The following is a 17,022-nucleotide window of genomic DNA, read 5'->3' as shown; positions in this document are numbered from 1 at the left end:
GTATCTAGAGGCGGGATATAGCATTGAGGATATAGAACAAGTTTTTGATATCTTAATGTATTCTCACTTACCCATAGATGAAGTAAGTATTGGTAAAGAATTTTTGGTGGGTGATCTGGCACACATTCCGGCTGATTATTTGCAGCTTGAGGAAAAGGCAATTGATTTTACTGAAGATTACGACGATTCGAAAAGTTCTCATCCTAACATAAAAAATAGAAAAGCGTTTGCCCTGAAACTTTACGAGGAAGAGCTGAGTGAATTTAAAGGAACCGACCAATACCTATTAGGACAAGAAAGGTTTAAAGGTATTAGAAGTATTGCGCGTTTTGAACGTGTGCAAAATTGGCTTTATTCAAAAGATTATGCCAACTGTTTGTATGAAATTGCAATTCTAGAGAAGCAATACCCAAACAATAAACACTTGATGCGCTCTAAAGCATTGGCTTGGACAAATGCTGCAGTTTACGCCGTAGAAGGTTCAAACAGCGATGTGTTTACAGATCCCGATGATTTGGAAGGAAAGATTGCTGGAGTAAACTACTTCTTTGATCAATTATCTGATGATGATTTTGTGGTTTATGCTTTGAGAAATGTGTTGGACTTAAAAGAACATTTTCCAAATGATAAAATGTTTGAGAAAATGGAAAATACTTTATTGCACTTAATGATTTTGGAAGACCTGGATTTGACCAAGTTTTATGCAAAAACTTTAGAGGAAACCGTAGCCGAAATTGAAGCACTCAATGCGCAAAAAGATACAGTTACTGGAATAAATAATACAGACGATAAAAATAAATACGGTTATACGCCTGAGAAATGGGACCAACTTTCTAAGTACGATAAAATAAAGATAAAAAAGAGCTATGTAGATGATGGTATCATTTCAGCATCAGATAAAGTGGATAGCTCAGAATATCTTTTATATGCGCTTTCAGATATTGCTAAAAATGAAGATTACTTGGAGACATTCAAAAGTTACGAGGAGGAATTGTTGGCGCAAGAAGATTTAGAGGATTCTTTAAATCGTTTAAAGCAAAGACAATATGTATCTTACATAGAAGCGCAACCGACCTTAGATTTAAGTGAAGAGAAGTTGATCTTTGTTGAGCCCGTTGCGATTAGAAAGAACTTTGGAGTTGTTCAATACAACAAAACTTTAAAGCTGAGTAGAAAAATGCACGAGGTTTATGATGAATATCCTTATGTACACGGTAAGCAAAATGCTATTGTAAATTTAAATAAACACAATTTGGCTCAAGTAGGTACTGAAGGGTATAATGCGAGAGCCGCGCTTGAACGTTATTTCTACAGTTATTTAGATTTGGGTTCTACCTATTACGTAAATCCAGATATGGATGAATTTGAAGAAATCTCAAGGGAATATAATAGTGATTACTTTGTGTTTTCTTTACTGGTGGATGACAAACATTTAACCTTAAATCCAAACTACGTTTACCTATCATTTTATACCTTATTTATCATTTTACCGCCGCACATAGCTGTGGAACTTACAAAGATGCACAAGGTGCGTTACGATATCGTTGTTTTTGATTTGCATTCTGGTGGAATAGTTAAACAGAGTTCCTATTCATTTAATGCTCGACCAAGTAAAACAATTTTGAGTTTGTACTTAAACGATATTTTAAACAACTAAGCCATGAGAAAGATGTTATTGATAGTAGCAACATTGACTGCGTTAAGTAGTGTTGCGCAGAAGAAAGTAGGTTTTTTTGGTAAGAAAAATTTCATTTCAATAGGTGTAAATCCTACGGTTGACTTTAAGATGGGAAATCTTCTTAGTTCACCCTTTTATTTAGACGGTGATAAAGTTAAACGTCAAGGTGTTTTTACATTTAGGCCTGGAGGTTTCAATTTTAGTGCGAGTAGAGCTCTTTCGAATCGTTTTCTAATTGGTGCAAGCTACAGAAGGTCTAACTTTACTTTATATAGTCCACAAGAGTATAATTCTGGTGAATTCTTTTCTCCTATTAAAATCAATAGAAATCAAGTCTCTTTATATTTAGAATTTTCATCTTACGAGTGGAATTCTTTGATTATGGGGAATTTCATGAATAGGTTAGAGCTTGGATTTGAACAAGCGGACATTCCGTTAACGGGAGAATTTTATGCCGTGGATGAATTTTTCCTAGGAGATGATCAACAACTTCAAGAAAATGCTGTTGTGAATACATTTAGTTTAGAAAATATTTTTGCTAAGCCGGAGGGGTATAACAATACAGGTGTTTTCTTTCGTTACACAGCTATGCAGTCTGTACCGTTATCAGAGTCCTTTATTCTTAGATACGGTTTTGATGCTACCTTTCACTTCAACTACATGGAGGCCTTTAGGTACAATTACGATATATCTGATTATACACTCCCCGAAAATAATTATGCCGTGGCTATGTCAACCTTTAAACTCATGGCTTTTAGAAGTGTTGTGAATTTTAGAACAGAATTGATATTTGCATTTTAGTTAATCGCCTTCCACACTACTTAAATTATTGAATAACACTAATCATGAACTATAATCGCTTACTTCACTTTGCCTGGTTTTTTGTATTTGTGATACAAGTCCAAGGTCAGATAGATTTTAATGCCTACACACCTTTACAATCAAGTGGTGAAATTCCGAAAAAATTCACCTTAACCCTAAAGGAGAGGGTTGAATTTATGACGAACAATTTACGTTCTTCTAACATGATAGAAGATCCTGATTTCATCTTGAATCAATGTATTGCTGAGCAAACTTTTTTGAATTCCGGTTTGGTAATTTATGGAGATACCTTGTCTCAATACATCAAAGATCTCGCAAAACTCATTTTAAAGGACGATGCTTCTTTATACGATGAGTTGGATTTTTATGTGCTAAAAACCAATGAGTGCAATGCTTTTATGAGTGGTGTAGGTATGTTATATATCACAACAGGTTTGCTCTCTCAAATGAGTACTGAAAGTGACTTGGCTTTTGTTATTGCTCATGAAGTTTCTCACTATCAATTAAGACACAGTTTAAATTTTCATAAAGAAACCAAGGATAATAAAAGCTTGAAATTTAATGATATGGCGGCATATAGTAAGCAGCAGGAGTTTCAGGCCGACTCTTTAGGTTTAGAATTGTTCTTAAAGGCGGGGTATAAGTTTGAGAATATTGACTTCACCTATGATATGCTGTATTATTCTTATTTACCAATAGACGAAGTTGAATTGGAAGAACGTTTTCTATTTGGTGAAAATTCAGTGCACTCCCCTCATCTAATTACAAAGGAAATTAAGGCAATTGATTTTAATCAAGATTACAACGACGAACATAGTAGTCACCCGAATATTGAAAAACGTAAAGAATATGTTAAACACTTATATAAGAAGTTACACGCCAATACAAAAGGGAGGGATTTATACAAGTTAGGGAAACAAAGATTCGAATTTATAAGAAATTTAGCGAGGTTCGAAAGGGTGCAAAACCACTTATATTCTGCAGAGTTCGCTAAGTGTATTTATGAAATAAATGTATTGCAACAAGATTATCCCAAGAGTAAATTTCTGGATATTTCGAAAGCGTTGGCTTTTACAAATGCTGCAGTAGCAAAAGTAGAATTCATTGATTTTATGTCTGACGGATTATGGGATGGAGATGCGCAAGGGAATATAGTTAAGGTTTATCATTTTCTTGAAAAATCAAGTCCCCAAGAATTGTTAAGTTATGCAATGAGACATGTTGTAAACACACAACAAAAATATCCGAACGAGTATATTTTGAACCAGCTTCAATATGCTCTTCTTAAATTGATGGCAAGGACCAATATGAATTTGAAGGCTTACAGTAAGTTTTCAATTAAAGAAATTCTTGAAGAACAGAATAGACGTAAACAAAAAACAAACCCCAAGGATGAGCAGGATATTTATTATGGATATTCAGCAAAGGAATGGAAGTCCCTTTCTAAATTTGAAAAAATAAAAGCAAAACAAAGGGCTAGTAATACAATTGAGGAGGTGGTTTTAGAAGAAGTAGATTCTAACCAACTTTATTTATACGTTTTGCCTGATCTAGCAATAGATGACAAGGTTCAAATTCTATTCAATAAAGCACAGGAAGAATATGCCTTAGAAAAGGAAAGATCATCTATACCTTCGAAGAGGTATGATTTCATGGTTCATTCCAAAAAGGTCTATAAAAAGGTAAAACTAGATAAAGGCAATATTGTGTTAATGACACCATCGGTATATCATGTCAAAAATCAGGAAATCGATTGGGAAAAATCGAAGAGAAATCAAGGTAGAATACTAAAGGGGTATTTGAGTTACTCTAAAAATAACGATAAGGTAGATATGTTAAGTTCTTCTCTCCTTGGTTTTTCAACGAAAGAGTACAACGCAAAAGCGGCTTTGGGAAGGTATACCAGAGTTCGGCAGTATTTGGGGAATACAGAATACATAAATCCTGATTATTTATACTTTCAAGATTTACAAGAGACACTCATGTGTAGGTATTTGCTAGTGTCAAATATCCTCACACACGTGAATCTGGATGTAGATCCTGGTTTGGTGTTATTATCTCTGATCCCAGTTGGGATTCCTTTTGTTGCATACATGGGGAGTAAGGGAATGAAAGCCAGGCGTGTACTTCATCACATGCAGCTCATAGATTTAAAAACGGGTAAAATTGTGAAAACAAGAGAGTACTTTTATTCTCAGCGCTTTACTAAGGGTTCTGTTCAGTTGTATGTAAATGATTTCATAAAAAATTAAGTTATGCAGAAAGTAGTTGTGTTATATTGTTTGCTTAGTTTTAGTTTTCTCTGTGCCCAAGTTGAACAGGGAGAGTATTTTGGTAAATCAAATTTTATTGGTTTTGGTTATTCCCCTTGGTTAGGAGGGCGTACTTACGCTGTATTCTACGAAGGGGGTGAAGTATATAAAGAGGTCAAACGATTGACTCCGCATTTGAATCAATTTGAATTTAGGTATTACAAAACGACAAGTAATCGAATGAAATTTGGATTTGGATTCGCTCAGCGATCCGTAAAACTTGCATATGGAAGATATTATCCGGATGCTCATATGTACAACAACTCTTTATTTGACGAGCACCTTTATGAATATAACTTAAGTGGATTTATTCCTGCAAGAGCCGAGATTAAGCGCAGGAGATATTCTTTTGTATGGGAGTATACCGGTAAACAATGGGCGGCGCTTCCTTTTGCTAATTTTACAAATGTTTTGGAGGTAGGATTCGAAAAAGCAAGAGTTCAAGCACAAGAGTCTCCTGTTTATATTAAGTATCAAACAATGAATTATCCACAAGCTCCAAAGTATGATGAATACTTGAGTAATTTTTCAGCAACCATACCCTATGGATTTAATTTCACCTCCGTATTCGTAAGGGTTGGAGTTATGAATTCTATACCCTTGAATAAAATGGGAATCTTAAGATGGGGAGGAGATCTTTGTTTAAACATTGTGGCAAAATCTAATATAGACCCTGAGTTTCAAAGTTTGACAAGAAAATTTAAAGAATCCGTAATCCGCGAATTTTATCGAATTAGAGTAGAGTATGTGTTCCCAATATTTTAAGTTAATAATGTAAGTATGAAAACTGTTTTTTATTGTTTTGTCCTTTTTCTGCTGGGCTTAAACATAACCACTGGTCAAGTCAATTTTAATGATTACAAACCGCTCAAGGCGAGGGGAAATATGCCGCATGATATCCATGCAATCATACAAGGACGATATTATAAATCTTTTAACCCTGCAGTGGTGTACCGTTCTTCTTTTTTTGGAGAAAACCAAAAAATCGCCGAAGCTTTTATACTGCGTTCTGGGAAGGTGATTTATGGAGATACACTGTCTACTTACGTGAATGCATTAGCAGCGGAAATTCTGAAAGATGATCAAAATTTATTATCGCGGTTAAACTTTTTTATTCTAAAATCGAATGAATGTAAGGTTCTCACAAGTGCTTTAGGAAATATATTTGTTACTACAGGATTAATTTCTCAATTGGAAACAGAAAGTGATTTGGCATTTGTTCTGTCAGTAGAAATCGCACGTTATAAATTGCAACATGGGTTAACACTTCCTGATAATTATTACGGAGGCAGTGAGGTATTAAAACCCTTTCGTTCGCTTCAAAATTATAGCAAAAAACAAATACTTGATGCAGACTCATTGGGACTTGATATTTATTTAGAAGCAGGATACTCTAAAGCGCGAGTCCCGATTACTTTAGATATCTTGTATTATTCGTATTTGCCAACAGATGAAGTTACAGTAACGCCGGAAAAGATAATAGGTAAAGGTGTTCCCTTCAATTCAGATTTAATTCCTGAGGATAAAGTAACCATTACTTTTAGCGAGGAGTTCGAGGATGATAACAGGAGTTTCTCAAATATAGAAGATAGGAAAGAAAAGTTGATGAAAAGAAAAGTTACTCGTTCAGAGGACGGAGGAAATTCACATGTTCAACTATTACCTGAAGAAAGTTTTTCTTATATCCGAAAAATAGCTCGTTTTGAACGCGTACAAAATGCACTGTATGCAGGGAAGTACGGTAAGGCTTTATATGAGGTTATGGTATTAGAGGAAAATCATCCTCAGAGTAAATATTTAAAATTGAAAAAAGCTTTGAGCTGGACAAATTTGGCGATAAACTCAAGTTTTGAAAAACCAGATTTCAGTTTATTTGATATGGGGCCCAATACCCAAGGTAGTATATATGAACTTCAATTTTTCCTACAAAAATGTTCAAAAAAGGAGAGGGTGTCATATGCTTTACGTCAAGTTGAAGTTTGTTTGCAAGAATATCCGTATGAACCAAGTTTACTCCAAATGGAGAAGGTTTTATTTGCAATTTTGATAGGAGAGAATATCCGTTTAGATGAATACAGTGAATATACAAAAGAGGAAGTTGCGAAGAATAATAAACGGCTCAGTGTATTTGAAAAAGAGGTAGATGATTTAACAATTCTGCATTATGGCTATTCTCAAGAAGAGTGGGAAGCCTTGGATAAGTATACAAAGATAAAAGTTAAGAAGGAGAGTAAGTCGAATAAACTACTGCAGAAAGTGGACTTGAACCCTTTATATACTTATAAATTTTCATTAGTCGGTGTATTAAATGAGGAGATGAAGAGAAGAAATAAACGCTTTCTTGAAGACTATGAAGAACCTAAGGATGTCTACCGAGCTGATGCATTTAGCACCTTGAGTGAACAAAAGCGCGTCTATCAAAATAATCTTGGCGACAGTCTTGTGCTTTATGCTGATCCCCTTGCTGTTTATCGAGGTAATAAGGGAAAGAAGGTAAATAAAAGTATGATCAAGACCAGTAATATGAGGTTCGGATTTTCGACCTATGCGAAATCGGAAGATTGTTTAGTTGGAGATTATTCAAAATATGGAACTGCACTTACAGATGATTATAATAAGAATGCAGCAATAACAAGATATTCCGTAGTTCGTCAACAAATGGAAGCTCCGTTTTACATTAATCCTGATTTTGATTTTTTTGATACGCTGGATTACCACTCAAACCTCTTACTCATGGCAGATGCTGAAGGAAGGTCGAATGTTCATGTGTACTTTTTAGAAGTTTTATATTCTGTGAGTTTATATGGTGTACCAATTATCCCATTGGCAATGTATAAGACTTTAAGATCGAACCACACAAAATTGCATTTTGTTGTATATGATCTGCGAACGGGAGGGGTTGTTAAAGAGGCAAACTATGTGTATTTGAAGGGAATAAACGCACCCTCAGTTGCCTTGTATTTAAATGACTTTTTAAAGAACTAATTTATGATTAAATATATAGCAATAGGATTTTTTGCTTTCCTTTCAATTTGTGGCTTTTCTCAAACGAAAGAGATGAAAAAGAGAGCGCTTTATTATGGAAAATCCAATTTTATATCTGTGAGTTTAACACCAAGTTTAAAGTACACAGGAAATAATGGGGTTTATTTAGAAGAATACTTCTATCAAAATAGTGGATGGGTGGCTCCTCTTCCAGGTGGTGTATCTTTTAAATATTATAAGTCTATTTCCGGAAGAATATTAGTCGGAGCTCAATTTTGTAGGGAGAAGGAGTTGTTTCAATTTTACCCTGAATACTCGCAAGAACATAAACAGTATCCGTTTGTTGAGCTAGCTGAAGTAAGTAGAAAAAAGATTTCTATGTTTCTTGAATTTAGGTCAAAAAAATGGGCTGCACTTCCCTTTGCAAGTTTTTCAAATAGTGTAGAATTTGGGTTTGATTATGTAAGTGCCAAAGACCAAGAGTTAAAAGCAATATATCCTACAGATAATGGTGATGTGAAATCTATTTACCCAATTGTTAGAGAAGAAAATGAGGGTGGTTTATTATTTCATACCTCTCCTTTTATTAGATACGGATTTATGAATTCAATGGTGTTAGGAAAGGTAGGGGTTATCCGATTCGGTTTTGAAATGGATGTGAATTTTCACTTCATTAATGCATTTTTTAAAAACAATAAGAATTTGAGTAAATATGGATTATTGATTCAAGATTATCAATCATCCATGATATTAAAAATTCCCAGAATTAGACTTGAATATATTCTTCCTTTGTTTTAAGGAATCGCACATTAAAAAAGGGCCTCAATTTGAGGCCCTTTTTTTATAACATCGGATCTATGTGTCGTGTTTTCTTTTCTTCATATATATCGTCTATCGTAACGAGTATACCGGTTTCTTCCACACCACCAAAATCTGGGTTTACTGCCGTGCCAAATGTTTTCATGGTAGGAGATAGATGCATGTAAATGTTCACTAAAGGAGGTACGTTTTCTCCTTTAGAACGTATGTATTGATTCAATACCTTAAATCCATCTTTAAAATCGAGATCTTTCAACATACGTTCGAACTCTGCAGTGTCACCCTTACTTTTTAAAGGATGTTTCGGAGAGAGTAATGCCTCTTTATCCGGAAAGAAGTGATGCATAAAGTGTAAGAGAAAATCTCTACAATCTGTATTGTAATCTGGATACATAGTTACTTTCCCAAAGAAGTACTTGATGTTGGGGTTCGTTACCGTTAAAGCACCTAATCCGTCCCAAATATTATCCAAAGCATATAATCCTTTCCTTGGGTTTTTAGAAGGTTGAAAATTGGGTTGAACCCAACTTCTTCCTAACTCTATCGTATGCGGGAGGTAATTTTCGATGAAGTCTTCAGTGAAATTGAAATAATGTGCCGTACTCAATTCAGGTTCACCCTCCGGACGAATGGCATTTTTACAATCGATAAAACGATAACCACCTATGATTTCCTTATCTTCTTTACTCCAAACGATGAGTTGCTGGTAAGAATTCTCATTGGTGTCATATTCGTCTAAGTCCAAAGACGCTCCTGTTCCGCCTCCAGCTGCACGAAAAGTAACTTCACGTAAACGGCCAATTTCTTTAAGTACATTAGGCGCATTTTGGTTGTTGACAATATAAATTTCATTATCACCTTTACGCGTTGTGCGTACCCATCTCTCTTGATTCAATTCCTTTTCTAGTATTTCTACTGGAATAGGATCTATTATATCCTTACTTGTCATATTGCTTTTCTAAAGCGTAAACTTTGTTTTTAATTTCTTGAGCCCAGACTTTGTCTGTTTTACTTTTGTCCAAGCTCGCGGCTGGGATAGGTGTGCCAAATAACACACGCATTTTTTTGTTGTTCTGTTTGTAGAGTTCATTTACAAGATACAACATTTCTATATTTCCTTTTATCCCCAGTTTCTTTCGAATATTAGATAAACGATAAAAGAAGTTAGAAAGTTCACCATTGATGTGTACGGGGATAATCGTATTGTTGTATCGTTTCGATCGTGTAATGAAGGTTTTTTTCCACTCTAAATCTTCTACGTGACCCTTGACTTTTCTGCTCACCAAACCTGCAGGGAAAACACATATGAGTTGATCCGTACCAAAAAGTTCATCTACTTTGCGCAATGATTCTTTTTGATTCTTCCCAATTTTATCAACGCCTATAAATATCTCCTTGAGATTCTCTAGGTTGAGAAGTACATCATTAACGATAAATTTTATATCTCTACGTTTGTGCTGTAACAAACTTACAATGGCCATGGCATCCATACCACCTAGGGGGTGATTTACGGCGAGTACACATGGACCTTTATCGGGTACATTTTCTAAACCTATGGTAGAAAGTTCTATGTTGAACTTATCGATAACGGCTGTACAGAAGTCAAAGCTATTAAGGTGTTTGTGCTCATCTATAAATGTATTCACATCTTTTTCGTGCAGTATTTTTTGTACGTAACGTATTAAAAAGCCAGGGATCCATTTCAATAGATTGGCATTCTTCTGCGCGATGATATTTCTAACATCTATGAATTTCTTCATTGTTCTTTTTATTGGTGCGATACATAAGCTCCGCTAACTTCTTCCTTGGCAGCAGGAAGGGCATCCACAGCCTCTTGGAAACTGTTGTAGCTATTCATGGATACTCTATGTAAGCCGCCAAAGATACCAATGATTTCGGCATTATAGCCTTTGGCTTTTAATTCTGCTACCTGTTTTTCAGCGTTTGCTAACTCTGAGAAATTTCCACAAATCATTTTGTATGCTCCTGTATTTTGTTCAGGTGTGGAAACTACTTCTTCTACAGTAGCTTCCTCGATAATCTCTTCTTCTGTATCGTCTATTGTGCTTTCTTCCGATTCGTTAACCTCTGCTAAAAGCTCTTCTTCAGTGTTTGCTGAAAGACTATCCATTACTGCCATATTTGAAGCTGCTGCCTCAGTTGTATCTGCAATATCTTCTTCCTCTTCAAATTTTGGTGTATCTTCTTTTACAGTTGTTGGATCTTCCGTTGTAGCAACTTCTGTTTGATTATTATTGAAGTAAGATTTTATGTTTTCTAATTGTAAAGCAGCAAAGGTTCCTGCACCTATGATTAGAATCAAAATAATGATTAAACCTAGTCTGTTTTTCTTTTTCTCTTTTTTAGGAGGAACAACCACAACTTTTTTAGCCGTTGCAACCTTTATTCCTTGTGGTTTTTCTTGTACAGGTGCTTCAACCTTTTTCTCTTGATCTTCTTCTTCCTCTTTTTGTTCTTCTTCCAAAGGAGAGGGAGGAATGTACGTGTTTACCTTTTTGGGAGTTTCTTCTTGAGCAGTTGTTTCTTCCTCAATTTCTGCGCGACCTGTTTCTTCCGGTTGAGGTATATCTTGCGCTGTTGGAGTTGGAACTTCTGCTACGTCTTGAGCTTCTTCATCCTTGTTGTCTTCTGTTGCTTCAGTCTCTTCATTAGCTTGTGCCTCTTCTTCCTCCTCAACGATAGATTGAACTGCTGCAACTCCTACATTTTTAATTTTGTCCCAAGAAACAAAAACAATTTTTCCGTCTTTGTTTTTCGTGAAAGAACCAAATTGGAACATGTCGTAAGATTCACCCTTGTCTAATTGTGCATTGATTTCACGCACGTATTTAGAAATGAAATTCAGGGCTTCTTGCTCATCCATGTTAGAGTTCTCAACAATGAAGTTTACTAGTTTTCCATCGTTGAACTTAAGGTATTCATTAAAAAGTAAATCGCCTGTTTTTTCATTGGCAATGATGATGGCTCCAAAATCTGGAATAATCACCGTACTTTCTAATTGAAGTAAAAGCTGAAGATACTTGTTCATGGTAAGCTATTTATGTTTAAAAATAGAGATTTGAATTAAAACAGTTCGTTAAAACTGAAGCTTTCTGAAAGGCGAACCCCTTTCTCTGTTTGTTTAACTGTACAACATTCATTTACACTGTCGTGTTCCAAGAAAAGGATGTACTCTTCTTCAGCTGCGCGTTGTAAGAATTTACCTTTTTCATCTAAGGTGAGTAGTGGTCGAGTATCATATCCCATAACATAAGGTAAAGGAATGTGACCAGTACTTGGTAGTAAATCGGCCATGAAAACCAAAGTTTTTCCTTTGTACTTGATGTGTGGAATCATTTGACTTTCTGTGTGCCCATCCACAAACAATAGGTCAATGTTATTGAAAACATTCTTCGTGAAATCACCTTGCCTATCCACAAATTTTAATTGTCCTGATTCCTGTATAGGTAATATGTTTTCTTTTAAGAAAGATGCTTTTTCTCTGGCGTTAGGTTCAGTAGCCCAGTTCCAGTGTTTTTCTGTACTCCAATAAGTAGCATTTTTGAAAACAGGTTCAAAACCAGTTCTATCTTTGTTCCATCTAATAGCCCCGCCACAATGGTCGAAATGTAAATGTGTTAAGAATACATCCGTAATGTCATCGGCAGAAAAACCAAGTCTTTTTAAGTTACCATGTAAACTATCATCTCCAAACAGGTAGTAGTGCGAGAAGAATTTTTCAGATTGTTTATCACCAATTCCTGTGTCTATCAAAATTAATCTATCTCCATCTTCAATGAGCATAGAACGCATAGACCAATCACACATGTTGTTGGCATCAGCAGGGTTGGTTCTGCTCCATAAAGATTTGGGCACAACACCAAACATCGCTCCTCCGTCTAATTTGAAATTTCCTGTGTTTAACGGGTAAATAGTCATAGTATCTTATTTTGCCCCTAAGTTATTAAGAGATTTGTAATAAACGAAAAAGGTCGCACTATTTTGTGTAGTGCGACCTTTACCGAAACTAAAACTAAACTATGAAAATTATTGTACCTAATTTTCCTTATACCAATTCTAGGTTTTTACCGAGAACTGAGATAAAGAAAATCAAACCTGGTACTCGGTTGTTAACCCAATTGGTTAACGTGTGGTTTTCCTTACAACCAACAATCTTTTATTGTTTTGTTCTCTTCTTTGCTACCAAACAAGTAGAGAAACGTTGTTTTCTTTTATCTAAATCTGCTGCAAAGATACGTAGGCTTTAGAGTGTGTACAAATCTATTTTGGTAACAATAGTTACATTGTTGGAAACCAGAGTTTTCAAATGGATAGGTGAGGGAGAGATAATGGAGGTTAAAGGGAGTATGTTTGCTAAGAAATGAGGATGAATAAAAAGAGCTGTAAGCAAAAAAAGCCCCAGTAAAACTGAGGCTTTTCGAAAATATGTGTCAAGATTATTTTTTCATTTTCTCTTGTTGAGCTTTTTGCATTTGCTCAAGTCTTTCTTGGAATTTAGACTTCTTCGCTTTTTTACCACCTCCAGCATTTTCAGCTTTTTTAGCAGCCATTTTAGCTTTTAATTTCTCTTCATCAACAAAGAAGTTCTTAATAACAACCATAGTTAAAATAGACATCAATGTAGAGATGAAGTAGTAATAACTTAAACCAGAAGAGTAGTTGTTAAAGAAGAAGATCATCATGATTGGGAAGAAGTACATGATGTATTTCATGTTTGGCATTCCCTCTTGTTGTGGTTGTTGCATGTTACTACTGTTCAAAATCGTATAGATTAAAGTAGTTGCTGCCATCAACAAAGTAAATAAACTCACGTGGTCTCCATAGAATGGAATATCAAAACTTAAGTTCGCAATACTATCGTATGAAGATAAATCCTCTGCCCATAAGAAGCTCTTTTGTCTTAATTCAAAACTAGACGGGAAGAATCTAAAGACTGCGAATAAGATAGGCATCTGAATCAACATAGGTACACATCCTGCTAATGGAGAAGAACCTGTTTCCTTGTACAAGGCCATGGTCTCCATTTGCTTTTTCATTGCATCCTCTTTGTTCGGGTACTTCTTGTTTAACTCTTCTATCTCTGGTTTTAAGATACGCATCTTTGCAGATGATGTAAACATTTTCCATTGAATAGGAGTTAATACTGATTTTACAACAATCGTAAGTAATAAGATTGCAATACCCAAGTTAATACCGAAGCTGGCAAACCAGTTAAATAAAGGTTGAATCGCATAAACATTCACCCATCTAAAGATACCCCAACCTAAGTTGATGATGTCTTCTGTTTCGTTGTTGTAGCTAGATAATAGCTCGTAATCGTTGGGTCCGAAGAACCAGTTCATTTTAACAGAACCATTATCCGTAGAAGTCATTCCCAAGTTCAATTGCGCTTGGTAGTCTTTAATGTGTGTATCGTAAAAAGGAGAGTTCTCACCAAAAGTTGTAATCTTCAAATCTGAACCATTTTTACCAAAACCATTAGCAGGCATCAATATAGAAGAGAAGTAACTTTGTTTAAAGGCTACCCAGTCGATATCATTTTCAAATTCATCCTGGTCATCATCTGATGCTTCCGATAAATAGTCGTAGTTCTCGTTTTTTTCTTTAAAGAATACAGTAGAGATTCTTCTTTGCTCAGAAAGTAAACGCTCCGTCTTTACCAATTTAGCGTTCCAGTCTAGCATTACGTTCTGTGGGGTAACTTCACCCAGTCCATACATGCGAATTTCGTAAGTCATGTCGTACTTACCATCTTCTAATGCGTAGATGTATTCAATGGCTTTGTTTCCTCCTAAAGAATGACGAAGCGTAACGTTGTTGTCGTTCTGACTAACAATTTCAAAAGCTTTGTCAGCAGTAGAATAAACACCCCCCTCGTAAGGGAAACGAACCGCGTTGTTTGAATGCTCACCGTCAATTAATTTTAAAGCGGTAATTACACTGTCTTCTTTAGCAAAGTTCTCGTAGCTTTCAAATTCTTTCAAAAGTACATTTGCAACTCTACCACCTTCTGTGTGTAATTCAATTTTTAAACGATCGTTCTCTATCCAAACAGATGTGTTTTCAACTTCAGACGTAGCTGCTGTAGTAGATAAACCACCAACAATAACAGTGTCTTGTTGTGTTAATGTATCTGTGTAAATAGGGTTGTTTAAAGAATCTGTAGCTTGCACCCATGCAGAATCTGCATTCATAACCATTTTAGGTTGTAGGTGATTGGCAACAGCAACCGTGTTTGCTTCTTCCAAAGAGATTGTATCTTCAGCAGGAGCTATAGCTGCAAGAGAATCTGCAATAGCTTGTTCTCTGGCTTCAACTTGTGCTTGACGAATTTCTTCCTCAGTGGGTTGATTGAAGTAGGTGTATAGGGCCAAAAGACCACCGATTAAACCTAATCCAATAATTGTATTTCTATCCATTTCTTATGATTACTTTTTGTTCTTTATTGCAGCTCCAATAAATGCTGTAAATAAAGGGTGAGGGTTCTGAACCGTACTCTTGTATTCTGGGTGGAATTGTGCTCCAACAAACCAAGGGTGCTCAGGAATTTCAACTACTTCAACCAATCCAGTTTCTGGGTTACGTCCTGTAGCTATCATTCCGTTTTTCTCAAACTCTTCTAAATATTCGTTGTTGAATTCGTATCTGTGACGGTGACGCTCATTTACGATTTCGGTATTGTATGCTTCGTAAATGTTTGTTTTAGATTTTAATTTACATGCGTAAGATCCTAAACGCATCGTACCACCCATTTCAGAAATGTTTTTCTGTTCTTCCATAAGGTTGATGACAGGGTAAGCACAGTCGTCAGAAATTTCTACTGTGTGTGCATCATCCCATCCAAGTACGTTTCTTGCGTATTCGATAACGGCACATTGCATACCTAAACAAATACCGAAGAAAGGAACTTTATTTTCACGGGCGAATTTCACAGCAGTGATTTTTCCAGAGATTCCTCTTGAACCAAATCCTGGCGCTACTAAAATTCCGTCTAAACCTCCTAATTGTTCTTCTACGTTGGAAGAAGTTAATTTTTCAGAGTGTATCCATTTTACATTCACCTTACACTTGTTGGCAACACCACCATGTATAAAGGCTTCAGATATTGATTTGTAAGAATCTTTTAATTCAACGTATTTCCCAACTAAACCAATGTTTACTTCAGTTTCTGGGTTTTTAAGTGTAGTTAAGAATTCTTTCCAGTTCGTTAATTCAGGAGTGTTTTTTCTTGGTAATTGTAATTTCTCCAAGACCACCATGTCTAACTCTTCCTCTTGCATCAATAAAGGCACGTCATAAATAGACTCTGCATCTTTAGATTCGATAACAGCGTTCGGACTCACGTTACAGAATTTTGCAATTTTTCTACGCAAAGTCAAGTCTAAATCGTGCTCCGTTCTACAACAAAGAATGTCTGGCTGTAAACCTAATTCTAACAATTGCTTTACACTGTGCTGCGTTGGCTTCGTTTTTAACTCACCAGCTGCTGCTAGGTAAGGAACTAAAGTCAAGTGAATCACGATACAATCGTTTTCAAACTCCCAGTTCATCTGACGAACAGCTTCTACATATGGTAAGGATTCAATATCACCTACCGTACCACCAATCTCAGTAATAACGATATCGTACTTTCCATCTTTTCCTAAAATCTGGATACGTTCTTTAATCTCATCGGTGATGTGAGGAATAACCTGAACTGTTTTTCCTAAGTAATCTCCACGTCTTTCCTTTTCGATTACTGATTGGTAGATTCTACCCGTTGTAACGTTGTTGGCTTGAGACGTATTTACGTTTAAGAAACGCTCGTAGTGACCTAAGTCAAGATCTGTCTCTGCACCATCATCCGTAACAAAACACTCACCGTGCTCATATGGGTTTAATGTACCTGGATCAACATTGATGTATGGATCCAATTTTTGAATGGTTGTTGAAAAACCTCTGGCTTGTAAAAGCTTTGCCAGAGAAGCTGAAATTATTCCTTTTCCTAACGAAGAAGCAACACCCCCCGTTACAAAGATGTATTTAGTAGAATTTGACATTTCTTAAATTTTGTAACTACGGGGCGCAAAGATACAACAAACTAATCCTAATAACCATAAGTTAAAGTGCTTTTTCTATGAATAAATGTCAACAGAGGACCAGTAGAGGAATCCTTGAGCTTATGTGTTCATTTTCAATCCATTTATCCGCGCGGCAAAAGGACAAGGAAAGGGTGTTGCATGATCGGTGTTTTTTACTGCCCTATATATAAGGTATAAAATGAATGTAGAATTTAGAGTTAACAATCAAGAATTAGGGGAGGGCATTTAAGCGGATAGGTGTGCTGTTCACCGGGCTATCCGTTCTACTCCGTTGTTGTTTGGCTAGTGGTCTGCGGTCAAGCGT

Annotated in this window: 12 protein-coding genes; 6 read left to right on the top strand and 6 right to left on the bottom strand. The window is 35.8% G+C overall.

Annotated elements, in window-relative coordinates; all coding sequences use genetic code 11:
* From R3333_RS05420 to R3333_RS05395, 6 genes are all read left to right on the top strand, one after another.
* On the top strand, nucleotides 1-1,657 hold a 1,657-nt coding region (locus R3333_RS05420; protein ID WP_318957772.1), incomplete at its 5' end, for a hypothetical protein.
* A gap of 3 nt (nucleotides 1,658-1,660) precedes the next feature.
* Nucleotides 1,661-2,479 (top strand): hypothetical protein, encoded by an 819-nt coding sequence (locus R3333_RS05415; protein WP_318957771.1) that lies wholly within the window; start codon nucleotides 1,661-1,663, stop codon nucleotides 2,477-2,479.
* Nucleotides 2,480-2,523: 44 nt separating this feature from the next.
* Nucleotides 2,524-4,752 carry a M48 family metallopeptidase gene (locus R3333_RS05410; protein ID WP_318957770.1) on the top strand — a complete coding sequence of 743 codons (2,229 nt, stop codon included), beginning with the start codon at nucleotides 2,524-2,526 and terminating at the stop codon, nucleotides 4,750-4,752.
* Nucleotides 4,753-4,755: 3 nt separating this feature from the next.
* A complete protein-coding gene (locus R3333_RS05405) occupies nucleotides 4,756-5,577 on the top strand; it encodes a hypothetical protein (RefSeq protein WP_318957769.1) in 822 nt (273 codons plus the stop codon).
* A 282-nt stretch (nucleotides 5,578-5,859) separates the two neighbouring features.
* Nucleotides 5,860-7,797 (top strand): hypothetical protein, encoded by a 1,938-nt coding sequence (locus R3333_RS05400; protein WP_318957768.1) that lies wholly within the window; start codon nucleotides 5,860-5,862, stop codon nucleotides 7,795-7,797.
* Nucleotides 7,798-7,800: 3 nt separating this feature from the next.
* Nucleotides 7,801-8,595 carry a hypothetical protein gene (locus R3333_RS05395; protein ID WP_318957767.1) on the top strand — a complete coding sequence of 265 codons (795 nt, stop codon included), beginning with the start codon at nucleotides 7,801-7,803 and terminating at the stop codon, nucleotides 8,593-8,595.
* A gap of 43 nt (nucleotides 8,596-8,638) precedes the next feature.
* On the opposite strand, the gene R3333_RS05390 is transcribed toward R3333_RS05395, so the two are convergent.
* The 6 genes from R3333_RS05390 to R3333_RS05365 form a co-directional block, all read right to left on the bottom strand.
* Nucleotides 8,639-9,565, bottom strand: coding sequence for a GNAT family N-acetyltransferase (locus tag R3333_RS05390; protein ID WP_318957766.1), 927 nt, complete (start codon nucleotides 9,563-9,565; stop codon nucleotides 8,639-8,641).
* Nucleotides 9,555-10,376 (bottom strand): 1-acyl-sn-glycerol-3-phosphate acyltransferase, encoded by an 822-nt coding sequence (locus tag R3333_RS05385; protein ID WP_318957765.1) that lies wholly within the window; start codon nucleotides 10,374-10,376, stop codon nucleotides 9,555-9,557. The genes R3333_RS05390 and R3333_RS05385 overlap by 11 nt, the downstream gene beginning before the upstream one ends.
* A gap of 8 nt (nucleotides 10,377-10,384) precedes the next feature.
* Entirely contained in the window at nucleotides 10,385-11,665 is a 1,281-nt protein-coding gene (locus R3333_RS05380; protein ID WP_318957764.1) for an SPOR domain-containing protein, read from the bottom strand.
* A 35-nt stretch (nucleotides 11,666-11,700) separates the two neighbouring features.
* Nucleotides 11,701-12,555: an MBL fold metallo-hydrolase gene (locus R3333_RS05375; protein WP_318957763.1), complete on the bottom strand. Its 855-nt coding sequence runs from the start codon at nucleotides 12,553-12,555 to the stop codon at nucleotides 11,701-11,703.
* Between the two features lie 518 nt (nucleotides 12,556-13,073).
* Nucleotides 13,074-15,056, bottom strand: coding sequence for a membrane protein insertase YidC (gene yidC, locus R3333_RS05370; protein WP_318957762.1), 1,983 nt, complete (start codon nucleotides 15,054-15,056; stop codon nucleotides 13,074-13,076).
* A 9-nt stretch (nucleotides 15,057-15,065) separates the two neighbouring features.
* Entirely contained in the window at nucleotides 15,066-16,676 is a 1,611-nt protein-coding gene (locus tag R3333_RS05365) for a CTP synthase (protein WP_318957761.1), read from the bottom strand.
* Nucleotides 16,677-17,022 lie beyond the last annotated feature (346 nt).

The organism is Lishizhenia sp., from assembly GCF_033720595.1.
Taxonomy (GTDB): Bacteria; Bacteroidota; Bacteroidia; order Flavobacteriales_D; family Crocinitomicaceae; genus Lishizhenia.
This window is presented reverse-complemented; position numbering and strand designations above follow the sequence as displayed.